This is a genomic window from Gordonia sp. LMA167 (assembly GCF_058130025.1).
The window spans coordinates 3,466,298-3,491,026 of sequence record NZ_CM176708.1; the positions used below are offsets into that span (position 1 = coordinate 3,466,298).

Consider the following 24,729-nt stretch of genomic DNA (forward strand, 5'->3'; position numbering starts at 1 on the left):
CCTGTCGGAGTCCGCTTCGACAGGGCTTTGTCGTTATCGAATCAGGAGCCAGGGGCGCGGGTGCCGCAGAGAGTGGTGTGTGTACGACTTCGCAGGCTTCTTTGTGGGCTGGGTGGATTCGTTCGCGGACGCTCATCGCCTGGTTGATGCGCACATACGGTCGTGGCGCGATAGCGAGGTCAACGGCTGATGGCGAAGCCTCAGAAGCGGCGAGGTCGCGGTGAAGGCTCCCTCAGCCAACGCAAAAACGGATTGTGGATCGCCTCAGTCCCCACCGGCGAGTACGACGCCGCCGGGCGGATGAAACGCAAACAGAAAACGTCGATGGACTACAACACCGCAGTGCAGCATTTGCGGCGGCTGCAACGCGACCTCCAGGACGGGGTGTTGGAAACGATCTCCGACTCCACCACCGTCGCCCAATGGTTGGACACCTGGCTGGACACCATCATCTCCACCCAAGTGAAACCCACCACCATGGTCACCTACCGGTCCATCGTGAACACCCATATTGTTCCGGCGATCGGCCGGAAGAAACTCACCCAACTCCAACCCCAACACATCCGCCGGATGCTGTCCGACGTCACCGCCTCCCACGCATCCGGCACCAGCTTGAACACGTATCGCACGCTGTCGAAAGCGTTGGGTGATGCGAAACGGGAAGGCTTGTTGCGGGACAACCCATGTGAACGGGTCCCCGCCCCCAAAGTGGTGAGAACGTCGCGTGGCTCCCACGAGCTGGACGACGTGAAGAAACTGCTCGCCTACCTGGTGGAGCACGGCGATGCCGATCTCACCGCCCGCTGGTGCCTAGCGTTGTTCACCGGCGCCCGACAAGCCGAATGCTTGGGTTTGGAGTGGGACCGGGTGAACTTCACAGAATCCACCGTCGACTACTCGTGGACGTTGCAATGGCTACGGCTGAAAGACCGCTACCGCCGGCCCACTGATGAGCTGTACACACGAGACATGTTCGCTGTGGATGCTGGGTTCGACTTCCGCCCCCTGTGGCGCACCGCCTGCCTGATCCCACCGAAAACAGAAGGGTCACGCCGCATCGTCCCCATGGTCGCCCCACTCCAGGCCGCCCTAGCCCAACACCAAACCGTGTCATCGGGGCTGGTGTGGACCCGCGAAGGGGGTAGGCCGTATCGCAAGAGTGATGATGCGAAACGCTGGCACGACACCCTCAAAGCTGCGGACGTCCCGGACCTCACCCTGCACAGTGCCCGGCACACTGTCGCCACCCTCCTCCAAGCCGCCGGGGTACCCGAAGCCACCCGAATGGCTATCTTGGGGCACTCAACCGCCGCGATGGCCCGCAACTACGCCCACGTCGACCAAACGTTGACACGAGACGCACTCGCCCAGCTGGATGCCATGCTCACCTAGCACTCAACACCTGTTGATTGCAACCCCACTGCTACTCCACCGTTTGCACTAACCCCGCCAGTAAGGTGTTACTTCCGGTAACTAACTGTCGGACCAGCTAGATACGTTCACTGTGCGGCTAAGCAAGATTCACATTCACGATCCCAAGCCGCACAGAATCTAACGGTCGGGGGTGAAACGCCCCCGCGAGCGTGGGGAAACACCTAATGGTTAACAGTCAGGGAGACACCCGCACAGAACTCGATGAATGGAGGAACCGCTGCACCGCAGCGTTCGACCGCATCGACTTCCGCCACCTCACCACCGACGAGTTAGCTCCCCTTACTCTGCTCCTCGAATCCTTCATCCGCGATTCCAGCCCGCGCACGCTCCACGGCCGACAACAACCCGGACTCCGCATCGTCCGCTAACGGGGTCTTCTCACCTTCACCCGTTTCGCCCGATGCTCCCTCGACCGAGGACGAACCATCATTGGCTTGCGCGAGTAGCTCATTGATCTCTCCGATGGTGTGATGTTCATATTCGTGGTTGAAGATTCGCCGCCCATGCTCAGCCACCTCCAGCTGCCCATCCCGCGACAACAACGGGTAGATGACGGGCAGTTCGGCGATGCGAAAGTCTTGGTACTGGCGTTGTTTGTCAGTGGTTCCCATACGTGCTGTTCGTTGCGGTGGCGCCGCCCGGATGGGTTGAGATCCGACCGGGGTAGGTTCGCCGCCCTTCAATGTGCGTAGCGCACTACCTGCTTCCCACTGGAGGCCGACGTCCAGCTTCCGCAGCGTGGTTTGACGGTTCCCAGGCTTCCACTCCCCCTTCTCGATTTTCGTCATCGTGGTGTCGGTTGGCCCGCCGGCGTCTGCCACTTCTTGCTGCGTCAGTCCTAGCTCTGTGCGCCGTTCGTAGACGAGGCGTGCGAAGCGCTCGATGTTCATGCCGCCAACTATGGCGCAAAAACTCGGCAAACACGAGTGTTGTACAGCAAACATCCGACCAGCCGCCTCAGCTGCGCAGAAACTTACACGCATGTCGTTCAGCAGCTAGATAGATGTTTGCCCCTCGATTGTCTTGCCATGGGGAGATGTTTGCCCTAAGGTTGGGGCATGGCCCCAAACAACCCACAATCAGCGGGCAAGTACAGCAATCAGCGAAGGTCTGTGCCCCCGCCGGTCATCACAATCCGAACCGCACGGAAGATCAGCGGCAAAACGCTCCAGGACATCTGCGACCACATCAACCGCGAGTTCGACTTCCCGAAGCCGATCATCCGCGGAACCATCAGCGGGATCGAAAACGGCCACCGCGGGGCCAGCGTCGAAATGCTCGACGCCATCGCCAGCGCGCTGGGCATCACCGCTGGGGAGATCGACACCCAGTACGAGTGGCGCCATTCGCGCCAGTCGAAGGCCGCGTGATGACGCGGGCGAAGCCAGGTCCGCGCTACGTGTACCGCATCTTCGACAGCGCCGACCGACTGATCTACGTCGGCTGCACAGCAGACCTCTCGAGGCGGTGGCGTGATGCGTGGTGCTGACTACTTCGACGGCATGGCCGCAGCCTTCGACCTCACAGCCCGATGGATACGCGAAGGCTGGACAGCCAACCCCGAAGAACTCGCCGCCTACGCACAAACACAACGCGAAGCAGCAGAACGCATCCGGGAGACGCAACAGTGAGCGACGTCGCGGACATGACGCCAGAGGAGCGTGCCACCCACCGGCGACTCACCCGCAGGTACGGGGCAGACGGAATCGTGCGCGCCCTCACCGCCACCTTCACAGACCACTCCCGCCCGGGCTGCTGCCAGGGCGAGAGCGCGCAGACCACACCCCTCTCACAGTCTGCGCAACCCGACGCCACAGGGGATGTGGCGTCGGGACCAAACCACCACAGATAGAGAACAGCCGCCAGGTGCGTGAACACCTGACGGCCAACCAGAGAAGAGGATTTCTCGTGCCCAACGATACCACCGACCTCGTGCCGATCCCGGTGCCAGGAACCGACAGACAGATCATGGCAACCGTCGTTGACGGAATGCCGAACGTCTCCCTGCGCCACGCCTGCGACGCCATCGGTATCGCATTCGACGCCCAGCGAGTGAAACTCCAAGGCAAGTCATGGGCGGCCGTCACGATGATCGTGACCCCTTCGTCCGGTGGGCCGCAACAGACGACAATGATCGACCGCCGAACCTTCACCATGTGGCTGGCCACCCTCGACGCCAATCGAGTGGCCGAGGGCGCCCGCCCCATCGTCGAAGCCTTCCAGGCTGAAGCTGCTGACGCTCTCGACGCCTACTTCCACGAGGGTGGGGCGATCAACCCGAGCGCCACCGAAGACCAACTCGACAAACTCACCCGGCAAGCCCAAGCCCAAGCCGGCGTCATCCAGGCACTCAAAGGGATCGTCGACCCGAAACACCTCGAGGCCAAGGCTCGGATCGTTCTGGCCCGCGCACTCGGTGAAGCGCCGGAACTCGACCCGCAAACCATCCCTCTCTATGTGTCCGACTATCTGAAGTCGAAGGGCTTGGCATCGGACATGATCCAGGCGAAGGCGTCGGGGTTTGGGAAGCGGCTGAAGGGTTTGTACATCGCCGAGCATGGCGATTCTCCCGGTAAGGCGTTCCAGGAGTTGCCGAACGGAACTACCCGTGAGGTGTACGCCTACACCGAATCTGATCGGGCTCTGTTCGATCAGGTGTGGGCACGCCATTATGCGGGGCAGGTGGCGGAGTGAGTCATCTTCTGCTGCATGAGCACATCACCCAAGTCGACACCGAACACGGACCGCTGTTCGTCGCTGCCGGGGAAAGCCCCAAAGGACCACGCGCTGTTCTCGTCGGCCCTGGTGATGACCGTACCGACCACCACCTCACCATCACCCAACTCGACGAACTCATCGCGGTCCTGGGTGATGTTCGGGAATCCCTTGCCAACAGAGAGGTCACGTCATGAAGAAACCGATTGCGTTGACGTTGAAGGATGCTGCCGCTGCGGTGGGTGTGGGGCCGGACCATCTGCGTAACGAGTGGCGGGCTGGCCGACTCAGCTTGAAAAACAAGGGCACACAGTCGAAGCCCATGTATTTGGTGGATTACGACGAGTTGCTGCGTTGGTGGGATGATGTGCCGGCTGCGGTTCCGGGGCGTGCGTCATGAGGGGCGTCGTGAACGGGCTGCTGCTGGTGGTTCCGGTGTGGGGGTTGCTGATTGTGTCGTTGTGTCGCCCCCCGCACGATGTGGTCGAGTTCTTCGTGTATGTGCTGATGACGTCTCTGTGTGAGTTGTGCATGGTGGCGTTTCTGATTCCGAAACCTGTTCGCCCTGACCGTTACGAGTTGGTGTTTCCGCCGTTGGATGGGGAACGTTACGACCGCTACGACAGGGACCACTGATGCAGCCTGTGTCTTTCCCGGCGTCTTTGCCTGGCCGTTGTCCTCTCTGCCGCAACGCCATCCACCCCTCCCACAGGTCGGGTGAAGGTCATCTTGTGTCGTGGATCGAACCCGCTTCCCATGGCGGACGAAAACGGTTGGTCCACACCGACTTGCGCCGTCCGCTACTACCAACAGAAACGAGCAACAGCATGAGCAACACACTTCACACCCTGCCCATACTCGCCGCCGACTACATCCGCGCTCACGGCTGGACCCAAGGAACGGAACAGAACAGTGAGGGGCAGGTGTGTTTGACTGGTGCGCTTCGCCTGTGTTCACCAGTGCCAGGTGACGGTTACATCGCCCGTGAAGTGTTCCGACGACGAGAGCACGCGGAGAGCTGGAACGACGCTCATGGTCGAACCGCCGATGAGGTGATCAGCTATCTCGCTCAGTCTGAAATCACTGATATAGAGCTGGAATCCACATTCGGCCCACAGTGGCGGGAGATCGTCGCGCAGGTGCGCACTATTTCAGGTGCGACGTCTGATCAGATCGTCGATCTGGCTGCGGCGTGGGCTGCGGCGCGGGATGCGGCGCGGGATGCGGCGTGGGATGCGGCGCGGGATGCGGCGTGGGATGCGGCGTGGGATGCGGCGCGGGATGCGGCGTGGGCTGCGGCGTGGGCTGCGGCGTGGGCTGCGGCGCGGGCTGCGGCGCGGGCTGCGGCGTGGGATGCGGCGTGGGATGCGGCGACGGCGCTTTCCACCCGTGACCTCATCGGCACCGCTGGCTACACCCAGGATCACTATGACCTGCTGGCTGCGCCGTGGGTTTCCGTGTTCGGCCCACTGCACCCCGAGGACGGGGCCAGCGCATGAGTGTGGAGTCGCTTGAGAGAAGACGTAACGAACGTGACCGTGACCGTGTGTTGGCGAAGGTCATCGACCTGAACACCGCAACGACTGCGGAGTGGGCTGCGATGCGGGATGCAAGGGCGGAACGTTCTGCGTGGGATGACTTGGAGGCGTTGGCGTCCGGGTACGGCTATGACGTGGTGGTGCATCGGAGGGCGGGCCGCTATCACGGCGAGTTGTGGTCGACGGGTCGCCGGTATCACGTGGTGAGTGCTCCGACGCGGGTGGTTGCGGTGGAGTTGTTGGTCGGCTGGTTGGAGGCCAACGAATGAAACCCCGCGTGTATCGGCATCCGCAGGGCTGCTGGCACATCCGGACCAGCCCGTACATACTACATCCCTTCCGGGAGGCGTCATGAGCCTCATCCAAATCCTTGAGGAGGGGTTCGACAACGGCGAAGGCGTTGATGACTGGCACAGTTTGAGCAGGATCGAAGTGGGGGCGGGTAACCGTCGCCGCATCCTCGACCGCGAGGCGAAGTGTGGCGTGACCCCAGACGCGGATGGCTGGCTGTACATGCGTCGAGACTTCGGAACTTTCGTGCACGTGCAGCGCATCAAGTGGGTGGACGCCAAGTGGTTCGGCGGTGCCCTGTGAATCGTGAACGTTCCCTCCACTTCCCGGTCGATTTGCCCGGCCCCAACGACTGTGCCCTTCCCCCGGACCCCGACGACCCACCCGAGACCGGTGACTGGACGTGCCACCTGTGTGGGCATCAGTCCCGATTCCCCTACTGCTACTGCCAACGGAGAACAGCATGACCGACCGTGACGAGAAGTTGATCGAGTTTTACGAGGACCGTGTTCGACAGCGGGCGATGGTGGTCGCCGAGAACTTGCGCGACATCGCGGACCGGATCGATCGTGACGTGAAGAACGCTGGCGTGGATGCGATCTCCTTCGGTGTGACCCACGAAGTGTGGGGTGTCGCCAATTGCGGCCTGGACACGCTCGCCGAGAACTACCGGAATCTTGTGGTGCTGCGGCGGGCCGCTGTAGCCACCAATCCTGAGGTGGCGTCGTGAGAAGAATTCCGGAGATTGTGGACCGCCACTTCGACACCGGCGACCGATACCAATTCCACCCCGACCTCACCCTCCCCGAAGCCGAAGCGTTGGCGCAGTGGTGTGGCGGCTACACGCAGTGTCGTGTCGAGGATGGCCGCATCCGCAGCATCGTCATCATCGTGGATGGTGTGCCTGCCCGTATGGGGGAGTGGATTGTGCGGGACGGCCACGACTTCCGAATCGAGACCACAGCATGAGCGAGATCCACATCGACATCGACGACGCCATGCGCGCACTACACGGCGGCGACCCCACGCGCATCGACATCGACTTCGACCCCACCGAGCAGCGGATGAATGGGGTCGCCTACCACGGAAACACGCCATTCGACGTCCCCTACATCTCCGAGATCCTTCCTGGGCTGTGGCAGGGCGGATGCCGGGACGGACTGAAGCTCCCCCCCCACATCAAACATCTGGTGTCGCTATACCCGTGGGAACGCTACGACCATGAACATGACCTTGACAGCGCTATCAGTGTCCGCATGTACGACAGCCTTGAGCAGGGGTTCGAGCAGGTTGACGCTCTCGCAGCGTGGGTGAACGTGTGCCGCCTGACCGGCCCGGTTTTGGTGCACTGCCAGGCTGTCCTGAACCGCTCGAGTCTGGTCGCCGCCCGCGCTCTGATCCTTGACGGCATGGCACCCGATTCTGCTGTGGCATTGATTCGGGAGAAACGTTCCCCTGCCTGCCTGTGCAACGGGGCGTTCGAGGAATGGCTGCTGACTGGCGAGGTGTCCGCATGACCGCGCTCAGAACCCGCAAACCGTCCGGCGCCGTCCCATGGCCACTCATCCTCATCGAAGGCGGAGAAAAGGCAGGCAAATCGTGGGCCGCAGCCGAACTATCCGCCTCCACCAAAATAGGCCGCACCCTATGGCTCGACTGGGGTGAAGGTGCCGGCGACGAATACGCCGCCATCCCCGGAGCCAACTACGAACTGATCGAACACGACGGATCGTGGCCCGACATCATCGGCCAAATCAAAGCTGCCCGCGACGTCGCACAAACCGCTGTGGACAACAAAGACAAGCCGGTGGTGTTGGTCATTGATTCCATGACCGCCGAGTGGGATCAGTTGAAGGAGTGGGTGGATGGGAAAGCCCGCCGCCGCGACAAGAACCGCAAGGCGCTCGAGCGTGACCCTGAAGCGGAAATCCAAATCACTACCGACCTGTGGAACCTTGCCACCGCCCGCCACAAAGAGTTGATGCGTGTGCTGATGCGGTTCCCCGGCATCGTCGTCATGACCGCCCGCGGCGCCGATCAGGTGGCGATGGAGAACGGCCAACCCACCTCGAAGCGGACATGGAAGGTGGATGGGCAGAAGTCGTTGGCGTTTGATGCGTCGGCGTGGATCAGGTTGCAGCGGGGTGAGCATCCGCAGATCATCGGCTGCCGCTCTGTCCATGCCGGTATCCGTCCAGGCGAGGACAAAGCCCGCACCATCCCCGATCTCACGCTGGAGCGGCTGATCTTCGATGTCCTCAAATGCGATCCGTTGACGGCGCATCTGCGGGCTTTCGAATCGGTTCAGGATTTGGTGGCTGATTTGTTGGAGTCGGTTGGGCAGGCCGATTCTCGGGACGAACTCACCCAGTTGTGGCGTGAGGCGAAGGACGCGGATGTGTTGGGGATGGGGCCGGAGGGTGGCCCTTCGGTGCAGGATGCGTTGGCTGCCAGGGCGGAAGCGATCAAAGAGCCTGGGCATGATGCGGCGCAAACCCTCCTCACGGATCAACTCGGAGCACAGGAGACAGCATGAGAATCAACTGCGACAACAACCATCCCTACACGCCCGAGAACACGCTGATCGATCAGCGCACCGGAGCGCGACGATGCCGCACCTGCAACCGCATCCGATCCCAAGACGCCTACCGAAGGCGTATGGAGAAGGTGTGCCGCAAAGGCCATGAACGCACCAGCAGCAACACAGCGATCGACCAGCAAGGCCGAACCCTCTGCCTGGACTGCCGCAAAGACTGGAAAGAAGTACACGCCCCCGTCGCCCCGATCCGCGATTTGCGGCCCATCAAACGAGCATGGCATGAGGATGCCATCTGCCCGCAGTTCGGGCTGGACGTGTTCGTCCCCGAGTTGAACGACAACGGTTTCAACCGGTCGATGCACGCCATGACGCGGGAAGCCCGCGAAGTCTGCACCGGCTGTCCTGTCATTGCCGATTGTGCCCGTGAAGCACTTTCACACAAGCCGTGGGGTGTGTGGGCGGGTCTGTCGTTCATGGGGTCGGTGACAGCGGAGCAACGCCGGCAGTTGGTGAAGTTGGCGCAGCTCGACCAGCAGGCGGCGTCGTGATGAAGGGTGTACGCGAAGGCAGGACTGAGGCGGTGGCTCGCCGGCGCCGTCGAGTGGCCGAGTTGACAGTGAAGGGCTGGTCAGCCTCACAGATAGCCGAAGAGTTGAACATCTATCCGCGCATGGTTCAGCGGGATCGCAAAGCGATGGGGGTGGCGCAGCAACGTCCACCGTTTTATCCGCAGGAGGTGTGGTTGCTGGCTGAACGGCTTCTCGATGATGGTGCTTCTGTCGCTGAGGTGGCACGCACCATCGGCTGCAACCTCAGTCACGCGCAAAAGAAGTTCTCTGGTAGGGGGTGGTCGCGGCGGCAGTCGGGCGAATGGAATGCGTTTCTCGTCGAGTTGCGTGCGTCGTGAGGTTCACCGGATTTCCCCCGCATGTTCGGGACATCATTATTGCCCGGTCGGACGGCATGTGTGAGGTGATGGTGAAGGACATCTGCATTTACCGGGCAGCGCACATCCACCATCGCAGGGCCCGCGGCATGGGTGGTACTCGCCGCATCTCAACGAATATGCCTTCCAACGGTTTGCATGTGTGTGCTCTCTGCCATTTGTGGGTTGAGGAGCATCGTGAGGAGGCTTTGGATTCGGGTTGGTTGGTGCGGCAGAACGGTGATCCGGTGGATGTGCCGGTGGTGTGGCGGGGCCAGTTGCGGTGGCTGGATGATTCGGGCGGGTTCGAGGAGTCCCGTGATGTCGGGTGACATTCCTGAGGCGTACCTGATCGGTGACGCCATCTTCAAAGACTGTGTGGAGTGCGGTGTTGCGGTGGAACGGTTTTGCCGCAACCCGATCACGAAAGAAACGAGAGCTATTCCGTGTGTGGCACGGACCAAACCAGAGGAGACAGAACAATGACCAGCATTATCCCAAAGGGACAGAATGGCCGTAAGCGCGCCGCCGACATCTTGGCGGCAGTGAATAATTCCGGTGAGCACGCGTTCGCCCGCGGCGGTGTCATCACCCCACCGCCCACGGTCAAGGTGCGGGTGTTCAAGACCCGCAAGGGATGGCAGTGGGAGGAAAGAAACTACTACGGCGGGACCGTGGGGGCTGTGTCGCCGAAAACGTATGGCAGGAAGTCGAATGCGGTGCGTGCTGCGAGACGCCGTGTGCAGGTTCTGAAGTCGGCGGTGGTGAGCATCGATGCCTGAGTTCGAGGTGACCGTCTACACCAAAGTGCGCGAGGTCTACGTCGTGACAGCAGACAGCTCCGACGCCGCACTCGCCAATTGGAGTGAGGGGACGCTGTCCCATTCTGAGTGCGAGGCAGTCGAGGACTTCGGGCCAGTGCGCGAGGTGTCGGAGTGATGTGTCAGAGCGTCAGAGTCGCCCAGTGGTTTTACGTGTGGTGGTTGCAGGACGGTGTGTTCCACCACTACCGCACGGAGAGTGTCGAATCCGCCCGTGAATGCGAAGGACTGCTGTTGGTTCTCGGTTTTCGGGGTGTGCAGGTTCGGGCCGGTACACGAGAGGTGACAGCATGAAAGATACCGGAGTATGGCTGCGCGATCGCCGCGGGATGCAGAATGCGGTCATCTGGGGGCCGACGCTGGGGTCGACCTACCTGGAGCGGGATTGGTTCGCAGACCCGCAGAAGGATCACCGTTACTTCTCCCGCGATCGGCTCCCCGCTGATGCTGTTCCGTTGGTCCGTAGGGATGAAGCTGATGCCGCCCTGGATCGCCTGTCCGCCAAAGCTGACGAGTTCATGGCTGAGCGGGATGCGTTGCAGGAGCAGGTGACGAGAGATGCCTTCACCATCGCAGAACTGCGGGCGCAGGTGGAGCAGGCTGAGGCGTGCTGTGGCTGCGACCACGGAGGGCATCACGTGCTACCGACACCGGATGCCACCAACCCCGACCATCTGCGGTTCGCGGCAGAGATGATTGAAATGGCCAGACCCGGCGGCAATTCCTGGGCTAGGCCCCGTCAGCGGAATGTGTTGGCGGAGGATCTCCGCGGACAAGCTGACCGTATCGAGCGTGAACATGCTGAGGTCGACGCCACCGAGAAGCTGATCGAGAAGGCTACCGAGGTGGTCCGCGTCGAGTACGCACGAGCACCGTGGGGTGTCAACGCTTTCGAGCAGGGTGCTCGTGCTCTCCATGCTGCTGGCCTTCTCCGTGACGGTGGTGAGTCATGAGCGACACCGACGACCTCGCCGCATGGCGGGCTGACAGGGAACGCCGCAGGGTCGCCGACCTCAACGTCTGGGTGCAGATGCGCGACCTCATCGACGAACACACCCGGGCGTGGGGTGACGACCAGGCACGTACAGACGTGCGGGACAAGGCCGTACGCGAGATCGCCCTCGCCCGAGCACAAGAAGGAGCATGGACATGACCGACGACCTCACCGAGGAGATCGCTGTCGTCTTGCTCAGCAAGGTCGTTGGCGTTGGCTACCAGGCCCGCGGATACATGAATGTCGGAGACGCGTACGCCCTTGCCGAGGCTGCTGTCGCCGTCGCCAACGCCCACAACACTGTTGAGACGGTGGCCGATCTAGTGGCACTGCCCGTCGAGACAGCGCTCATCGACAGCCTCGGCAACGTCTACGAGAAGTGGCCAGACGGCGATGCCGACTGGCAGGCGCCCGGTGATGAGACGTCCTACACCCATAACGCCATCGCGCTCCCTGCCACCATCCTCTACCGCCCCACCACGTCAGGAGATGCCGATGTCTGACACCAGCATCCGGGATCGCGCCGCCGCCGTCATCTTCGACATCGCCTTCTACGCACCTCTGTATGTGTACGGGCGTGTGCAGGAGTGGCGGGATGAGAGGAGGGGCAAGTGAGCACCGAGGAGCGTACAGCAGTGACAATGTATGAAGCCCGACAAGCACTCGCACGGACAACCGGCGACCGTTTGTGGAGATATTGCGGATATGGATCATGTGACCGACCCCCAAGACACGAAGACGTGCATAGGTGCCGGTGTGGTGGTCCCGTAGACGAGCCTGCGCGAGGCTGTGAGTGGCACACCAAACCCACTCGTGCACAACGGACGCTCGTCGCCGAGCGTGATGCCGCTCTGGACATCATCCAGCAGTTGCGGGATCAGTTGCCCGCGTTGCTCGATGAGGCATGGGACGACGGCAACGCTTCCGGCCTGGACGGCTGGACAGGACCAGGGCGCGGGAGCGAGGTCGACGACTACGCCGTTCAGCAGCGTCGCCGCTCCACGGATCGACTCTCTGCCCGCATCCTCGACGGTGGTGCGTCATGAGTGACAGCACCACGATCGAGTGGACTGACCGCACCTGGAATCCGGTCACCGGGTGCACCAAGGTCAGCGCGGGGTGCGACCACTGCTACGCCGAGACGATCGCCGAGCGGTTCCGCGGCGGGCCGGCGTTCCCCAACGGGTTCGATGTCCAGCTTCGGGGCCACAAGCTGACCGAGCCACTGCGATGGCGAAAACCCGCGAAGGTGTTCGTCAACAGCATGTCTGACCTGTTCCACGACTCGGTGCCCGACGAGTACATCGCGCAGGTGTTCGCCGTGATGGCGCTCGCCGAGCGGCACACGTTCCAGGTACTGACGAAGCGGCATGCGCGGACGAAATCCCTGCTGAACACGGGTGCGTTCCGCGAAACGGTGGCCGACTACGCATTGGATTACGACCGTGATGCTTGGCGTCGCTGGATTGACCGCGGCACGCCCCGGTGGCCGCTCCCGAACGTCTGGCTCGGCGTCTCGGTCGAGAACCAGAAGTGGGCCGACATCCGGATTCCCGCGCTGCTCGACACCCCGGCGGCGGTGCGGTTCATCAGCGCCGAACCACTGCTCGGGCCGATCAGCATCTACAGCAGCTCGGATCTCGATCGCGATGACGCGCAACTCGACTGGGTGATCGTCGGCGGCGAATCGGGCCGGGGGGCGCGGCCGATGCACCCCAACTGGGCGCGCGATCTGCGCGACGAGTGTCAAACATCGGCGCGCATCGACGATCCGATCGCATTCCTGTTCAAGCAGTGGGGCGAGTTCCGGCCGGTCGAGCCGGATCATCCAGATATCCGCACCGTGAATGACTATCTCGTCTTTCCCGCCGAGGGGGGCGGCTCGATACAGATCCGCGACGTTCCGCACGCTGCGGCGCTGGTGCCAGCTACGTTCGCCACAATGCGGCGAGTCGGTAAGCACCGCGCCGGCCGCGAACTCGACGGCCGCACCTGGGATCAGTACCCCGGTGGTGCTGCGTCATGAGCCAGCAACGCATTCAGCGGAAGCGCACGAAGGGCTGGCGGATGCCGGAGGGTGCGATCTACGTCGGACGTCCGAGCAAGTGGGGCAACCCGATCGACTTGTCCGACGTAGGCGGACAGTATCCCAGTCTCGATGACCGCCAGGTCGCGACGCTCGTCGTCCGTGACTTCGCGGTGCTCGCGCGAAAGGGATCGCTGTCGTTCCCGAACTGGCGTTTCCTTGGTGGCAAACGAGGTCATGTCGCGTGGACGTATCCGAGCATCGCGGAGATCCGCGCAGCGCTCGCAGACTGCGACCTCGCCTGCTGGTGCCCGATCGACTCCCCGTGCCATGCAGACGTACTCCTGGAAATCGCGAACGGTGGTGCGTCATGAGGCGGTGGCTATGGCAGACAGCGTGTGTCGCTGCGGGGGCTGTGGTGGTGGGTATGGCGGGCGTCATCGTCATCATGTGGGGATCAGGGGGATACCCAGGATGACACTCACGCTTACGGATTTATTCTGTGGGGCAGGCGGATCGAGCACCGGCGCGATCCAGGTACCGGGCATCTCCGTCCGGATCGCCTCGAACCACTGGGACCTCGCCGTCGAGACCCACAATACGAATCACCCTGACGCTGACCACCTGTGCGCTGACCTCTCCCAGATCTCGCCGCGCTACTTCCCACGCACCGACATCCTGTGGGCGTCACCCGAGTGCACCAATCACAGCGTGGCCCGAGGGAAGAAACGGGAAGGCGCGCAACCGGACCTGTTCGGCGAGGTGCTGCCCGACGCGGCGGCTGAGCGTTCCCGGGCGACCATGTGGGACGTTCCCCGGTTCGCCGAACACCACCTGTACGACGCGGTGATCGTGGAGAATGTCGTCGACGCGTTCAATTGGGTGCCGTTCCAGGCGTGGTTGATGGCGATGGATGCGCTCGGCTACGACCACCACATTGTCATGCTCAACTCGATGCACGCGCATGGCTTCGGCCAGGGCGCACCGCAGTCGCGGGACCGCATGTACGTGGTGTTCTGGCGCAAGGGCAACCGGCGACCCGAACTCGAGCGCGTCACCCGACCCGACGCCGTGTGCCCCGACTGCGGGCCGGTGAGGGCGATGCAGTCGTTCAAGAAGATCGACGGGCGATGGGGACGGTACCGGGCGCAGTACGTGTACCGCTGCCCGAACGTGGCGTGCCGCAACCAGATCGTCGAACCGCTGTTCCGTCCAGCCGCCGACATCATCGACTGGACGTTGGAAGGTCAGCGGATCGGGGACCGGGCGCGACCGCTCGCCGAGAAGACGATGAAGCGGATACAGGCAGGGATCGACCGGTACTGGGCACCGCTACTCGTCCCGGTCGAGGGCCGCGACGGCAAACGGGCCCAACCGGTCAGCGCGCCATCGCGGACGATGACGACCCGCAACGAGACCGGTGTTGCATTCGGAGTAATAAAACAGCACGGCGGCAATAATATTCAGGCGAATGCAACACCGGCGTTCATCGCCGAGCTGCGCGGCGGCGGATCAAAGCACCGGCCCGTCACGGACCCGCTGTGCACCGTCACCGCATCCGGCAACCACCACGGCCTGGTCACCACCTACTACGGCAACGGCGGCACCGTCACCACCGGCGATGCTCTGCCGACGTGCACGACGGTGGAGCGGCACGCGCTGCTCATGCGGAACAACGAGGGCGGCGCGGAGATGACCACCCCAATCGCCGAACCCGCCCGCACCATCACCACCACCGGCCACCAATCACTGCTCGACTCCGACCGCCCAACCGTCGCCATCGACGACGTCCGCTTCCGGATGCTCGAACCGCGAGAGATCGTCGCCGCGATGGACTTCCCAGGCGACTACGTCGTCCTCGGCAACCGTCGCGAACAGGTACGCATGGCGGGCAACGCGGTCACGCCGCCGGCCGCACGGGACCTGATCGGTGTCGTCGCGGAGAGCCTGGGGGTGACTGCGTGAACCCACACATCTGGACCTGCTGGTGCGGGCATCGCATCGAGCAGACCGGCGACCTGACAGCACATCTCGCCGACGTCGCCCGACACTGCCGCGAACACGAAACCGGGGAGGTGCAGTGATGAGCCGCAACCCGCTTCGCACCCGCGCCTACCTCAGCATGTGCGCGATCGGCTCCCGCATCGACGCCGAATGCTACGGCAGCGCCGGACTGCCACCCCGCCGCGATCCCGTGGTGCTGGCCGACCTCCGCACATCCATGGACGACTGGCGGGCCGCGCTATCCCTGGCGATCGGCCGGGACTGCGACCGGAACGGCTACTTCCGGGGCGGTGACCGCTGATGCTCGGACAGTTCCCGCGCTGTACCCGCTGCCGTGCCCGCCTCGCCGGATCATCGTGGCGGCCACGACTATGCGCCGACTGCATCCTCGGACAGATCAAGGCGGTGACGTCATGACCAACGTCGCCATCCTCGGCGTGCTCCTGGCCGCCGCCTACGGCCTGAGGTGGTGGCTTGTGCGGATGAACGAGCGGCCGGTCGAGCACAACACGAGGACAGGGGGCGGCTATGCCTGAGTGTGTCGACTGTGGTGCACCGATGAATGTGTGGGGGCGGAGGTGTTTGCGTTGCGTTCCGCCACAACAGGATTCAACCGAAACGGCTGGTAGAATGGGGTGTACAGATGAGGCGACCCCGACCGGTGTTCCAGCACCGACGGGGTCTGACCACAACCCCACTGACGAAGACAGAAGGGAAGGGCTGACATGAATAATAGCCCCCAAGTGAAACCCACGATCCGTCACGGCAACTATCGGCGGATCACCCACCGCGAAGCCTACGACGACTCGCTGAAGCGTGACTACACGCTGGTCACCACTGACAGCATCGTATATCGCGGCGGACCGGGCATCGGCAGGGTCGTGCTGCACATCGTTGCCCCGGACGACTTCTACACGATGGATGATCCAGTCGCGTACGAAGTGCAGTTGGTTCGGCCGATGTGGATGTACGGAAGTGAGGGGCACCTATTCCCACTTGAGTTCGTAGGGCGGCTGTCCGACGACTGGCTGGACATCTGCGAACAGGATTGGTTTCCCGGCGAAGACAACGACCCATTCCCTGAACACGGCGATTTCCTTTGGGCACTGCCGAACAGGATCTACAACTTCGAAACCAACGATAATGACAGTTTGCCGTGGCGTGAGGTCGACTGGGACATCTACACGGTGCTGCGCGGCGGTGACGCCTGATGTCGTTGGAAGACCTGCTGAAACAACATGCGGTGGCGTACACAGAGTTCGACGATGTGGCTGTCTGCACGTGTGGTGGACGGTTTCATGACGACACCAGCGACTACTACCAGCGTGACGGTGTCGTATCGCATTGCGAACACCTCGCCACCGTCATCCGCGAACACATGGGCCACATGCGGTACCGGGTCGCATCAACCCTCGGCCCTCGCTACATGCTGCCCACCGCATTCGATGCTCTCTCAGAGGCCGAGTTGTTCATGCACACCCACGATCGGCTCGTCGGCGATCTGCCTGGCGCGAAAACGCTGCGGATCGAATACCAGTTCTCTACCGACTGGATGCCGCTAGGTAGAGCGGAGGAACAGTGAGAACCGAAGCCGAGATTGTTGCCGGCGCACGCAACACACCTCCGTTCTCCAACGTCGGAACCGAATACTTCGAGTGGTCGGGAGCCTGGTGCGCCGACTGCCAATCCCCGCCTGAGAAGGCTTGGCGGGACTACGAGGACGGCAAACGGAAGAACCCGCTGAAGGACTACCCGAGCGGCTGTCCACTGTTGGCGTGCGCCATCGCCTATGAGAAAACTCCTTCGGAGTGGATGGAGCAGGACCCGGCGAGTTTGCATGACCGTTACCACTGCATTGAGCATCGTGGCCCAGGCGACGGTGGCGGAGAACCGAAGCCGCAGCCGGAGCCGCCAGATATGGATGGCTTGTTTGATCGTCCGGAACGGTCTGCGCGGATGTTGTCACAGCCGGACCTCGTCAGAACAGAGGTGCAGTAGTGCCGAGAATCCGCACATGCAATAGCCGGAAGGGGGCTCGTGTCTAGTGGGATTGCCTTGGATTCGACTCGATACCACCACCTTCGACCACCCGAAGATGCTGGAACTGATGGACGGAAAGCACTACCGAGCCATCGTCGTGCACATGTCAGCAATGACATACAGCGGGAAACACGGCCTGGACGGGTACATCCCAAAGGCCGCCCTGCGAATCATCGGAGCCAGCCAGAACGACGTCGAACGGCTCCTGAACGTAGGTCTATGGATGCCAGCACCGAACGGTTGGGACATCAACGGGTGGAAGGAATACCAGTTCTCATCGGCGGAGGAAGAGGACCGAAGACGCAGGTTGTCGGAGCGTGGCCGGAAGGCTGCGGCGGCGAGGTGGAACAAGGAATGAATGCCTGTTGCATAAGCCAGTCGCAGTGCTTGTTGCATTGCCAGCCGCATGTGCGCGGACCGCTGACAGTGCCATCCCCGCAACATGGCCCGGAAATGCTTGTACCTGCGGAAACGATGCAAGCCGATGCTAAGCCCATGCTTGTTGATGCAACGGAAATGCTTGTACCTGCGGAAACATGCTTGCCGATGCCACGGACGGACGGACGGACTTACGTAGAACACCACTGGCTGAGTAATTCTCTTCTTCCCACCTTCCGTAACGCGCACGAGGAAACCCCAAAAATTGGATCGAGGTGGATGCGGTGACCAGGAACAGAAGGTCGGCGAAGCAGGCTGGTTCTTCGTTTGAGCGGTCGATAGCTGACTGTCTCGCAACGCATGTGGATGAACGGATTGATCGTCGTGTGCGTACCGGCAAGGACCGTGGGGATATTGCTGGCATACGTCTGCATGGACAGCGGATCGTCGTTGAGTGCAAGAACGAGGCTCGGGTGTCGTTGGCGGGGTGGATGCGTGAGGCCGAGGATGAGCGGGGCAACGATGACGCCCTGGCCGGCTTGGTGGTCCACAAGCGGCACGGGAAGGGCGACCCGTTGGATCAGTGGGTGACTTTGACTGTTCGTGAGCTTGTGGCGCTGTTGAGGGGCCAAAGGATCGAGGAGGCGTGATGCCGCGTATCGAGATCACCATCACCGAGGAGGGGTCGTGAGTGTGTCGAAGAAGGACGTGGAGGTGTGGGAGTGCCCCGACTGCCCATTCTCGGTGGTGCAGGGGTCGAACGGGTTCGGGTTTGTGGGGTGGATGGCAGACATAGCACGGCATGTAGGGGAACACGGGGCACAACAACAACAGGAGAAGCAATGACCGAGGGCTACACGATTTCCGACCTAGCCGCGATGAAAGACCTGCAGTGGCACAACCGAGGCTGGTACCACTCCGGGGGATTGGACGAACTGATCGCACGGGAATTGACATCCAACCTGCAATTCCTCATCGACAAAGGTCACCCACGCGACGTTGCAGAGCGTGCCGCAATCCGCTCCGACCTTGCACGTCATCCCGGCAGTGGGTATCGCGAGATCTTCACACCACCCGAGGAGGTGCCAACGCACCCCACAGACCGTGAGTGGCTTCTATCGCTCGGGTACGAAACGGATCTCGTTGACAGTCACCTCGCCAAGATTGCTGAGGAGGACCGATGTCGGGCTGTTGCACGGGCTGAACGTGAAGCGTTCGAACGGACGTGGCGTTACCGGGTTCCGAAGGCGTGGCGGGAGGCGAAGTGTCGGATGGCACTGGCCTGGGATGTGCTGCGTCGTGGGCATGAATGCGAGGAGCCGTGAGGATCATCCAGGCTGTCACTGTGTTCATCGGGAAAGTCCTGTGTGATGCCCCCACCCTGGAATCGAAGGCGTACAGCGAGGGATTGTTGGCGGGCTATCAGGTGGCGTGCGATCAGATGGCAGAACAACTACACACCACCGAGGAACGCTGATGGAGTACAAGGTTGATCGTTCGGTGCATCCCCTCGGATCGAATCGGGCAGAACAGCAAGCCGTCCGGTGTGTGTCGTGCCGCAACGTGATGGATGTGGGTGTTGAGCGTGCCAACCATCCCACGTTCATTGCGTGTTGCTACGTGTGTTGGGAGTCCGGGCACAGACCGACCCGCACCGCGGATGGGGTGTCGTGGTGTTCGTGTGGATGGTTCACCGCTGTGGCTGCGTTTCCTCGCCGGTTTTATGCCCATGTTCAACGATGCACAGGAGAAGCAGCAGCATGAGTCGTACACATGTCTACCGTGTCCGCTCCGACAGTGGCGATGAGTCGTGGGAGTTGGAAGTCAAACGCCAGAGGTGGGGCGAATACCCCGGCAACCCGAACCCGAAAGATGTTCCCGACGACGTGTTGAAGGCCCTCTTGGAGTTCGTTGTCACGGGGTTGGCGTTACGTAATGAGGATGACGCTCTGGATGTTCTGCGGGCACAGTTCGCCACCGAGGAGGACGGCCAGTGAGTGAGGAAACCATCAAGGGTATCGAAGCTGCTGTGCGAGCCCACATCGCCGACGTCTACGACGAACCCGACCCCGTAGTCGGTGACTGGTTCCTGGCGTACGCCTGCATGAGGCACGACCCCGACTCCGACAACGGCATCTCGTACACGTCGGGTTACACGACCCCTGACACCACCCCTCATGGGGCGTTGGGGATAGCGCGTATCGGGGTGAGGTTGTTGGAGAACGATTTGTGCGGCAACGGAGAGGAAGACCTGTGACCCGCATTGTGAATCGTGTACCCACACTCCGGGAACCGTCCCGCAAAGTCCACCACTACCGCACCTACAACGGCCCCTACAAAAGGCTCTTCGCCCACGCACTCGCCGCAGGCTACAACCCCGACGCCTGGCAGATCCCCAACGACCCGATGGCCGCCTCAGCATGGGAGAACCGATGAGCATCGAAGACGAGTTCCAACACCGATGCTGCTGGCCCCACTGCGACGGACAAGCCATGTGGCAGGACGCAGTACCAGAGTGGTACCTGTGCTTCACCCACTCAGCCATCGCAGTCGAGTTCGCCGACCGCATCGCACTTGGATTGAAATGCGGCGACCCCATGCCGGTCAAAGGCGCCGCCCGCAGAACGCAACGCGGACGCACAAACAGCCGAAACCGGCAGCGCGGCGACAACACCGGATGGGTGTACTACGCCCGCATCGGCGAACACATCAAGATCGGCTACGCCAAGGACGTCAAGAAACGGATGTCCGACTACCCACCCGAAACCGTGGTGCTCGCCGTTGAACCCGGGGACAAGAAGTTGGAACGCGAACGCCACAAGGAGTTCGCGCACAGCCTCTCCCACGGCCGCGAATGGTTCCGGGAGTCCTACCCGATCAAGAAGCAGATCGAGAAACTCCGCGACACGTACGGGTCCAACCTCGCCGACCTCAACCACACGTACCGCAAGCACAACAACGACAGCATCAAGAGCCACTACACATCCCAGCGGACACGTAAGGGGTACGCGCTGTGAGCGAAGACCTGTATCTGACGAGACCGGAAATCCAGTCCCTCGCCACCAAGCTCCGTGAACTCCGCGACTGGGTATGCGCCGACCTGGACGACACCGTGTGCCGGCAAGTGACTTTCGGGGAACGTGGCGACCGCCGCAGCGAATCGCCGGTCGTGTTCAACGTCAACGCCTCCGAAGTCGCCCACAACCTGCGCGACACCCTCCGGTCGTGGACCGAACACGTCTGCACCCACTCATCCCGCCCGTGGCCCGGAGAGCAACGGTCACAACGCTATGCGGCGTGGCTGGACCGCCACCTCATCGACCTAGCCAAAACCGAAGAGGCGAACACCGCGGCCGATGAACTGACCGACGCATGGAAGGAGGCGAAGAAGGCGATCGACCGCCCCATGCCGCAGGAGTTTGTTGGCCCCTGCCAATCCGGCGACATCGACACCTACTCGTGTGAGGGTGTGTATTGCCGTAAGGGTGCGGACACGAAGAAGTGTGGCACGTGTGGTGTGGTCATCGACATCCCCACTGTTCAGGCTGCGACTGAGGCTGTGATGCGGGACCGTCTGTTCACGAAGAAGGAGCTACGCACAGCCTTGGGCATGTTGCTGGAGAAGCCGGTGGCGCGGTCCACGATCGACACGTGGATTTCGAAGGGACGTCTGGCAGATCATGCGGGTAAGTATCGGCTTGGTGAGGCGTTGTTGTTGGTTGCGGAACGACACGCCGCGTAACGACTTGACGGCGGTGACCAGCTACGGCACAGTGATAGGCGAGGCTGCGTGAAGTGTGAAGAACACCGCGCAGCTTCCGCCATTTCTGAACCTGTTGTGGGGGAGCGTCGCATCCACCGGCCGGTAACTACCGACTTCTGGGCCGAAAATCACGCGCATACTTGTGGGGGCTTCGAGAATCGAGGACCGATGAAACGGTGGATGACAGGCCGTAACGGTTGGATATGGTTTCTCGGCACCATGCTGGTCATTGACGCCACGTTCGAGGATGAGCACATGTTGTCGTCGGCGTTCTACCGGTTCACCGCCAAACATCCTGTGTTGGCCCATTTTTTCGTCGTCTCGTGTGCCGCACACCTCCTCGAGTTGGTTCCGAAGCATGTGGATGTGTGGTCGTTGTCCGCCACCGTCATGCGCGGTGGTATGAGATGGCTACTGCCGCATCGGGTGACTGTCACCATCCCTGACGATGTGTTCGCTGTGGAGTTCGACTGTGAATAGTCTTCCCCTCACCGTGTATGGCTGCACCCACTGCGAAGCTGTCCGTGTCACCCCATGCTCGAAGGTGTGCAGGTTGGATCGTGACGACCCTGACGTGTTGACAGCCTGTTGGATGCGTGATGACGAACAATGACGACGAGGGTGTTGAACCGTGCGCGGTGTGGCGGATGCTGGTGAACGGCTGGCCATACAAGGATGTGGAACGCATCCTGCGCATGTCGCCGGCGGCGGTGTTGAAGGCCGAACAGTTGCAGAACGCTGATCTGCGGGATGTGGATCAGAAACGCATCGCGGACGGCATGATCGACCCGAAGAAACTCAGGTGAGGCAGTGATTGATCTGAGTGTCCTCATCTGCTCCACCCACACCCGTTGGGATGGGTTCGGTCAGGCCATCCAAAAACAGGTGTGGGGGCAGCTCGACACCCTCACCCCGCAACAACAGGCGCGTGTCGAGATCCTGATGCTCACCGACAACAAGCAACTGATGTTGGGTGAGAAACGAAACATCATGGTCGATATGGCCCAGGGCCGCTATGTGGTGTTTGTGGATGATGATGACCGCATCGAACCCGACTACCTGTCCTCCCTACTCGAGGCGACTGACACGGATGCGGATGCGATCACCTTCCACGCATCGGTGTCATTGAATGGGCAGCCCCCCAAACTGTGCCGCTACTCTGCCACCTACAAGACGGACCGCAACACCGCCACCGAATACTTGCGCATCCCCAACCACATTTGCGCGGTGAAACGTGACCTCGCCCGACAGGTGTCGTTCCCGAACGTGCTGTACGGGGAGGACTCCGGCTACAGCAAACTCCTCCTCAACCTGTTGAAAACGGAGCATCAGATCGGGCGGGTTCTCTACCACTACGACTGGGATGAGAACACCACCGAAACGCAGCAGCATTTGCGGGGCCGTATCCGCACCCGCCCGCAGCCACCGATTGTGGATGTGGTGATGCTGTCCAACGCCACCACCCCACGCCTGCAGCGGATGACGCAGGAGGCGATCGACACGTGTGCGGCCGGCGCCAACAGCCTCACCGTCAACGTGATTGTCCTCGAGCAGACCACTGTCAGGTATCGCAACGCCACCACCATTCACGCGCCGGAACAGTTTCACTACAACCGGTTCGCCAACCGCGGCGCCCATCATGGTGATGCCCCGTGGATCGTGGTCGCCAACAACGACCTCGTCTTCGACGATGGGTGGCTGCATCATTTGCTGGCCGCCAACCATCCGCTGGTGTCGCCGAAATGTCCCGGTGATACACGGCAAGCTGACATCACTACCAACACGACAGGCGACCGTACAGGACGCCATCTGTCGGGGTGGTGCTACATGATCAGCCGCGACCTCTGGACCCGCATCGGCGGGTTCTCCGAAGACGTTTCGTTTTGGTGTGCCGATGATGTGGTGATCGAACAATGCCGCACCCTTGACGTTCAACCCATGCTGGTGCCTGCAGCTCAAGTTCACCATCTGGGTTCAGTCACCCTCAACCAAGCCTCTGATCGTGACGAGTTGACGTGGAAGCAGATCCACACCTACTCCGCCAAGTATGGGGAACACCGGCTGTCTAGTCATCCGGACTATCAGCGGTGGGTGAAGGAACACACGTGATCTCCACGGCTGTGGTTGCTTTCCACACCCGCACCAACGCCTACCAACTGGCCACCCAACTGGGTGCCACGGTGGTGATGGATCACGGAGAGTGGGGTGCAGGCCTCAACCATCGTCGGGCTTGGCTGGCCGCCAACCACCATGACGCCGACTGGGTGTTGGTGGTGGAGGATGACGCCATCCTGTGCCGCGACTTCCATACCCGGTTGGCTGCACTGCTACCGACAGCCCCAACCCCTGTCGTGTCCCTGTACCTGGGCACCTCGTATCCACCACATTTGGTGAGGCACGCCCACACAGCACTACAGATAGCGGTCACCACCAACCAGCCGTGGACCACCCTGCCCACCATGAACCATGCCGTAGCCATCGCCATCCGCCAACCGTTGGTGGACGACATGCTCGCCACGATCGATGACCGCCCTATCGACGAAGCCATCGGAGCATGGGCGGCGCAGCGGGACATGAAGGTCAGCTACTCGGTGCCCAGTCTGGTTGATCATGCGGACGGCCCGACAGTGATTGCCCACCCTGATGGGGTGGCGAGGACCAGGCCCCGCAAAGCAATGCGGTTCGCCGGATGAAAGCGGGAGACATGACGCCCGACGAATGCTGTCGGTAGCGGCACTGCTGTCGACTCGCGTCGAACAAGCATTCGATCGCACACACGTTCGATACAGGCCCCAGGGGGGAGTGACCCCCACCACACACGCTCCAGCGCCTCAGGGCATAGGCGAGTGTGTGTGTCAAAACGGGGTAGGGGGTTGACATGCCGTTCGCTTCGACCACGATCCGCACTCGCCGACGCGCCGAGGTACGCCGCCGCGATGGGGATGCGCCCTGCGCCTTGCAGGTGACCGCTGATTGTGTGGCGGTTGGTGGGTTGATTGACTATGACGCTCGTTCGCCGCACCCGCGGTCGTTCGAGGTGGACCATGTGGTGTCTTCGGATGAAGCGGGGCGTATGGGGTGGTCAGCGGTTGAGGCTGATGCGCTCGACAACTGTCAGCCTGTGTGCCGTCAGTGCAACCGTGAGAAGTCCTCCGGGGTGCGGGATGTTGCGCCGGTCCGGCCGACGTACGTGAACCCGCGTTTTTCCTAATCCTGCGCCGATCCTGGCGCGTTACGCCGACGCTGGGCGGTCAACCGGCG

Annotated in this window: 48 protein-coding genes; 47 read left to right on the forward strand and 1 reads right to left on the reverse strand. The window is 62.0% G+C overall.

The features are described 5' to 3' along the window. Positions 1-189: 189 nt before the first annotated feature. Positions 190-1,392 carry a tyrosine-type recombinase/integrase gene (locus ACVT6V_RS15610; RefSeq protein WP_489894252.1) on the forward strand — a complete coding sequence of 401 codons (1,203 nt, stop codon included), beginning with the start codon at positions 190-192 and terminating at the stop codon, positions 1,390-1,392. A 311-nt stretch (positions 1,393-1,703) separates the two neighbouring features. Here the strand turns inward: ACVT6V_RS15610 and ACVT6V_RS15615 are convergent, their stop codons facing one another. Then, the gene (locus tag ACVT6V_RS15615) at positions 1,704-2,324 is read right to left on the reverse strand and encodes a hypothetical protein (protein WP_489894254.1); all 621 of its coding nucleotides are present in this window, start codon (positions 2,322-2,324) and stop codon (positions 1,704-1,706) included. A gap of 222 nt (positions 2,325-2,546) precedes the next feature. Here ACVT6V_RS15615 and ACVT6V_RS15620 point away from each other — a divergent pair, with 222 nt between their 5' ends. From ACVT6V_RS15620 to ACVT6V_RS15845, 46 genes are all read left to right on the forward strand, one after another. Beyond that, on the forward strand, positions 2,547-2,804 hold the full coding sequence (locus tag ACVT6V_RS15620; protein ID WP_489894256.1) for a helix-turn-helix domain-containing protein: 258 nt from the start codon (positions 2,547-2,549) through the stop codon (positions 2,802-2,804). Positions 2,805-2,909: 105 nt separating this feature from the next. Further along, the gene (locus tag ACVT6V_RS15625) at positions 2,910-3,065 is read left to right on the forward strand and encodes a hypothetical protein (RefSeq protein ID WP_489894258.1); all 156 of its coding nucleotides are present in this window, start codon (positions 2,910-2,912) and stop codon (positions 3,063-3,065) included. Between the two features lie 14 nt (positions 3,066-3,079). After that, positions 3,080-3,286 (forward strand): DUF7324 family protein, encoded by a 207-nt coding sequence (locus ACVT6V_RS15630; RefSeq protein ID WP_489900833.1) that lies wholly within the window; start codon positions 3,080-3,082, stop codon positions 3,284-3,286. A gap of 56 nt (positions 3,287-3,342) precedes the next feature. Continuing rightward, positions 3,343-4,128 carry a phage antirepressor N-terminal domain-containing protein gene (locus ACVT6V_RS15635; protein WP_489894260.1) on the forward strand — a complete coding sequence of 262 codons (786 nt, stop codon included), beginning with the start codon at positions 3,343-3,345 and terminating at the stop codon, positions 4,126-4,128. Beyond that, complete coding sequence (locus ACVT6V_RS15640; RefSeq protein ID WP_489894262.1) at positions 4,125-4,346, forward strand: hypothetical protein; 222 nt, start codon at positions 4,125-4,127, stop codon at positions 4,344-4,346. Before ACVT6V_RS15635 ends, ACVT6V_RS15640 begins: the two co-directional genes overlap by 4 nt. After that, entirely contained in the window at positions 4,343-4,549 is a 207-nt protein-coding gene (locus ACVT6V_RS15645; protein ID WP_489894264.1) for a hypothetical protein, read from the forward strand. Before ACVT6V_RS15640 ends, ACVT6V_RS15645 begins: the two co-directional genes overlap by 4 nt. A gap of 8 nt (positions 4,550-4,557) precedes the next feature. After that, the gene (locus ACVT6V_RS15650; protein ID WP_489894266.1) at positions 4,558-4,785 is read left to right on the forward strand and encodes a hypothetical protein; all 228 of its coding nucleotides are present in this window, start codon (positions 4,558-4,560) and stop codon (positions 4,783-4,785) included. A 191-nt stretch (positions 4,786-4,976) separates the two neighbouring features. After that, on the forward strand, positions 4,977-5,648 hold the full coding sequence (locus ACVT6V_RS15655) for a DUF6197 family protein (protein ID WP_489894268.1): 672 nt from the start codon (positions 4,977-4,979) through the stop codon (positions 5,646-5,648). Between the two features lie 47 nt (positions 5,649-5,695). Next, positions 5,696-5,956, forward strand: a complete 261-nt coding sequence (locus ACVT6V_RS15660; RefSeq protein WP_489894270.1) for a hypothetical protein — start codon at positions 5,696-5,698, stop codon at positions 5,954-5,956. Between the two features lie 82 nt (positions 5,957-6,038). Continuing rightward, on the forward strand, positions 6,039-6,281 hold the full coding sequence (locus ACVT6V_RS15665; RefSeq protein WP_489894272.1) for a hypothetical protein: 243 nt from the start codon (positions 6,039-6,041) through the stop codon (positions 6,279-6,281). 160 nt (positions 6,282-6,441) lie between these two features. Then, positions 6,442-6,708 carry a hypothetical protein gene (locus ACVT6V_RS15670; protein WP_489894274.1) on the forward strand — a complete coding sequence of 89 codons (267 nt, stop codon included), beginning with the start codon at positions 6,442-6,444 and terminating at the stop codon, positions 6,706-6,708. Continuing rightward, a complete protein-coding gene (locus ACVT6V_RS15675) occupies positions 6,705-6,947 on the forward strand; it encodes a hypothetical protein (protein WP_489894276.1) in 243 nt (80 codons plus the stop codon). The genes ACVT6V_RS15670 and ACVT6V_RS15675 overlap by 4 nt, the downstream gene beginning before the upstream one ends. After that, positions 6,944-7,495, forward strand: coding sequence for a protein-tyrosine phosphatase family protein (locus tag ACVT6V_RS15680; protein ID WP_489894278.1), 552 nt, complete (start codon positions 6,944-6,946; stop codon positions 7,493-7,495). Before ACVT6V_RS15675 ends, ACVT6V_RS15680 begins: the two co-directional genes overlap by 4 nt. Next, positions 7,492-8,514, forward strand: coding sequence for an AAA family ATPase (locus ACVT6V_RS15685; RefSeq protein WP_489894280.1), 1,023 nt, complete (start codon positions 7,492-7,494; stop codon positions 8,512-8,514). Before ACVT6V_RS15680 ends, ACVT6V_RS15685 begins: the two co-directional genes overlap by 4 nt. Positions 8,515-8,636: 122 nt before the next feature. Continuing rightward, positions 8,637-9,065: a WhiB family transcriptional regulator gene (locus ACVT6V_RS15690; protein ID WP_489894282.1), complete on the forward strand. Its 429-nt coding sequence runs from the start codon at positions 8,637-8,639 to the stop codon at positions 9,063-9,065. 53 nt (positions 9,066-9,118) lie between these two features. Beyond that, positions 9,119-9,424 carry a hypothetical protein gene (locus ACVT6V_RS15695; protein ID WP_489894284.1) on the forward strand — a complete coding sequence of 102 codons (306 nt, stop codon included), beginning with the start codon at positions 9,119-9,121 and terminating at the stop codon, positions 9,422-9,424. Then, positions 9,421-9,774: a hypothetical protein gene (locus ACVT6V_RS15700; RefSeq protein ID WP_489894286.1), complete on the forward strand. Its 354-nt coding sequence runs from the start codon at positions 9,421-9,423 to the stop codon at positions 9,772-9,774. The genes ACVT6V_RS15695 and ACVT6V_RS15700 overlap by 4 nt, the downstream gene beginning before the upstream one ends. A gap of 150 nt (positions 9,775-9,924) precedes the next feature. Then, the gene (locus tag ACVT6V_RS15705; RefSeq protein ID WP_489894288.1) at positions 9,925-10,224 is read left to right on the forward strand and encodes a hypothetical protein; all 300 of its coding nucleotides are present in this window, start codon (positions 9,925-9,927) and stop codon (positions 10,222-10,224) included. Then, a complete protein-coding gene (locus tag ACVT6V_RS15710) occupies positions 10,217-10,381 on the forward strand; it encodes a hypothetical protein (RefSeq protein WP_489894290.1) in 165 nt (54 codons plus the stop codon). Before ACVT6V_RS15705 ends, ACVT6V_RS15710 begins: the two co-directional genes overlap by 8 nt. Before the next feature lie 172 nt (positions 10,382-10,553). After that, positions 10,554-11,216 carry a hypothetical protein gene (locus ACVT6V_RS15715; RefSeq protein WP_489894292.1) on the forward strand — a complete coding sequence of 221 codons (663 nt, stop codon included), beginning with the start codon at positions 10,554-10,556 and terminating at the stop codon, positions 11,214-11,216. Beyond that, entirely contained in the window at positions 11,213-11,416 is a 204-nt protein-coding gene (locus ACVT6V_RS15720; protein WP_489894294.1) for a hypothetical protein, read from the forward strand. The genes ACVT6V_RS15715 and ACVT6V_RS15720 overlap by 4 nt, the downstream gene beginning before the upstream one ends. After that, on the forward strand, positions 11,413-11,760 hold the full coding sequence (locus tag ACVT6V_RS15725; protein WP_489894296.1) for a hypothetical protein: 348 nt from the start codon (positions 11,413-11,415) through the stop codon (positions 11,758-11,760). The genes ACVT6V_RS15720 and ACVT6V_RS15725 overlap by 4 nt, the downstream gene beginning before the upstream one ends. Before the next feature lie 366 nt (positions 11,761-12,126). Beyond that, positions 12,127-12,303 (forward strand): hypothetical protein, encoded by a 177-nt coding sequence (locus tag ACVT6V_RS15730; RefSeq protein ID WP_489894298.1) that lies wholly within the window; start codon positions 12,127-12,129, stop codon positions 12,301-12,303. Continuing rightward, a complete protein-coding gene (locus ACVT6V_RS15735; protein ID WP_489894301.1) occupies positions 12,300-13,283 on the forward strand; it encodes a DUF5131 family protein in 984 nt (327 codons plus the stop codon). Before ACVT6V_RS15730 ends, ACVT6V_RS15735 begins: the two co-directional genes overlap by 4 nt. After that, positions 13,280-13,657 (forward strand): DUF4326 domain-containing protein, encoded by a 378-nt coding sequence (locus tag ACVT6V_RS15740; RefSeq protein ID WP_489894303.1) that lies wholly within the window; start codon positions 13,280-13,282, stop codon positions 13,655-13,657. Before ACVT6V_RS15735 ends, ACVT6V_RS15740 begins: the two co-directional genes overlap by 4 nt. Before the next feature lie 100 nt (positions 13,658-13,757). Then, positions 13,758-15,248 carry a DNA cytosine methyltransferase gene (locus ACVT6V_RS15745; RefSeq protein WP_489894305.1) on the forward strand — a complete coding sequence of 497 codons (1,491 nt, stop codon included), beginning with the start codon at positions 13,758-13,760 and terminating at the stop codon, positions 15,246-15,248. After that, the gene (locus ACVT6V_RS15750) at positions 15,245-15,367 is read left to right on the forward strand and encodes a hypothetical protein (RefSeq protein WP_489894307.1); all 123 of its coding nucleotides are present in this window, start codon (positions 15,245-15,247) and stop codon (positions 15,365-15,367) included. Before ACVT6V_RS15745 ends, ACVT6V_RS15750 begins: the two co-directional genes overlap by 4 nt. Next, positions 15,367-15,588, forward strand: a complete 222-nt coding sequence (locus ACVT6V_RS15755; RefSeq protein ID WP_489894309.1) for a hypothetical protein — start codon at positions 15,367-15,369, stop codon at positions 15,586-15,588. The genes ACVT6V_RS15750 and ACVT6V_RS15755 overlap by 1 nt, the downstream gene beginning before the upstream one ends. 112 nt (positions 15,589-15,700) lie before the next feature. Continuing rightward, the gene (locus ACVT6V_RS15760; RefSeq protein ID WP_489894311.1) at positions 15,701-15,823 is read left to right on the forward strand and encodes a hypothetical protein; all 123 of its coding nucleotides are present in this window, start codon (positions 15,701-15,703) and stop codon (positions 15,821-15,823) included. Between the two features lie 207 nt (positions 15,824-16,030). Then, entirely contained in the window at positions 16,031-16,498 is a 468-nt protein-coding gene (locus tag ACVT6V_RS15765) for a hypothetical protein (protein WP_489894313.1), read from the forward strand. Then, a complete protein-coding gene (locus tag ACVT6V_RS15770; protein WP_489894315.1) occupies positions 16,498-16,869 on the forward strand; it encodes a hypothetical protein in 372 nt (123 codons plus the stop codon). The genes ACVT6V_RS15765 and ACVT6V_RS15770 overlap by 1 nt, the downstream gene beginning before the upstream one ends. Continuing rightward, a complete protein-coding gene (locus ACVT6V_RS15775) occupies positions 16,866-17,285 on the forward strand; it encodes a hypothetical protein (RefSeq protein ID WP_489894317.1) in 420 nt (139 codons plus the stop codon). The genes ACVT6V_RS15770 and ACVT6V_RS15775 overlap by 4 nt, the downstream gene beginning before the upstream one ends. A gap of 109 nt (positions 17,286-17,394) precedes the next feature. Continuing rightward, positions 17,395-17,685: a hypothetical protein gene (locus tag ACVT6V_RS15780; RefSeq protein ID WP_489894319.1), complete on the forward strand. Its 291-nt coding sequence runs from the start codon at positions 17,395-17,397 to the stop codon at positions 17,683-17,685. A gap of 304 nt (positions 17,686-17,989) precedes the next feature. Further along, positions 17,990-18,355, forward strand: a complete 366-nt coding sequence (locus ACVT6V_RS15785; protein ID WP_489894321.1) for a hypothetical protein — start codon at positions 17,990-17,992, stop codon at positions 18,353-18,355. Between the two features lie 192 nt (positions 18,356-18,547). Continuing rightward, positions 18,548-19,030: a hypothetical protein gene (locus tag ACVT6V_RS15790; RefSeq protein ID WP_489894323.1), complete on the forward strand. Its 483-nt coding sequence runs from the start codon at positions 18,548-18,550 to the stop codon at positions 19,028-19,030. Next, positions 19,027-19,182, forward strand: coding sequence for a hypothetical protein (locus ACVT6V_RS15795; protein WP_489894325.1), 156 nt, complete (start codon positions 19,027-19,029; stop codon positions 19,180-19,182). The genes ACVT6V_RS15790 and ACVT6V_RS15795 overlap by 4 nt, the downstream gene beginning before the upstream one ends. Positions 19,183-19,465: 283 nt before the next feature. Then, positions 19,466-19,702, forward strand: a complete 237-nt coding sequence (locus ACVT6V_RS15800) for a hypothetical protein (protein WP_489894327.1) — start codon at positions 19,466-19,468, stop codon at positions 19,700-19,702. Then, a complete protein-coding gene (locus ACVT6V_RS15805) occupies positions 19,699-19,962 on the forward strand; it encodes a hypothetical protein (protein ID WP_489894329.1) in 264 nt (87 codons plus the stop codon). Before ACVT6V_RS15800 ends, ACVT6V_RS15805 begins: the two co-directional genes overlap by 4 nt. Continuing rightward, positions 19,959-20,141 (forward strand): hypothetical protein, encoded by a 183-nt coding sequence (locus tag ACVT6V_RS15810; protein ID WP_489894331.1) that lies wholly within the window; start codon positions 19,959-19,961, stop codon positions 20,139-20,141. Before ACVT6V_RS15805 ends, ACVT6V_RS15810 begins: the two co-directional genes overlap by 4 nt. Then, complete coding sequence (locus tag ACVT6V_RS15815; protein WP_489894333.1) at positions 20,138-20,722, forward strand: GIY-YIG nuclease family protein; 585 nt, start codon at positions 20,138-20,140, stop codon at positions 20,720-20,722. Before ACVT6V_RS15810 ends, ACVT6V_RS15815 begins: the two co-directional genes overlap by 4 nt. After that, complete coding sequence (locus ACVT6V_RS15820; protein WP_489894335.1) at positions 20,719-21,447, forward strand: hypothetical protein; 729 nt, start codon at positions 20,719-20,721, stop codon at positions 21,445-21,447. Before ACVT6V_RS15815 ends, ACVT6V_RS15820 begins: the two co-directional genes overlap by 4 nt. Before the next feature lie 201 nt (positions 21,448-21,648). Further along, positions 21,649-21,948 (forward strand): DUF7427 family protein, encoded by a 300-nt coding sequence (locus ACVT6V_RS15825; RefSeq protein ID WP_489894337.1) that lies wholly within the window; start codon positions 21,649-21,651, stop codon positions 21,946-21,948. A gap of 119 nt (positions 21,949-22,067) precedes the next feature. Beyond that, the gene (locus ACVT6V_RS15830; protein WP_489894339.1) at positions 22,068-22,274 is read left to right on the forward strand and encodes a hypothetical protein; all 207 of its coding nucleotides are present in this window, start codon (positions 22,068-22,070) and stop codon (positions 22,272-22,274) included. Between the two features lie 4 nt (positions 22,275-22,278). After that, positions 22,279-23,577: a glycosyltransferase gene (locus ACVT6V_RS15835; protein ID WP_489894341.1), complete on the forward strand. Its 1,299-nt coding sequence runs from the start codon at positions 22,279-22,281 to the stop codon at positions 23,575-23,577. Further along, a complete protein-coding gene (locus ACVT6V_RS15840; protein WP_489894343.1) occupies positions 23,574-24,161 on the forward strand; it encodes a hypothetical protein in 588 nt (195 codons plus the stop codon). The genes ACVT6V_RS15835 and ACVT6V_RS15840 overlap by 4 nt, the downstream gene beginning before the upstream one ends. 185 nt (positions 24,162-24,346) lie before the next feature. After that, complete coding sequence (locus ACVT6V_RS15845) at positions 24,347-24,679, forward strand: HNH endonuclease signature motif containing protein (protein WP_489894345.1); 333 nt, start codon at positions 24,347-24,349, stop codon at positions 24,677-24,679. Positions 24,680-24,729 lie beyond the last annotated feature (50 nt).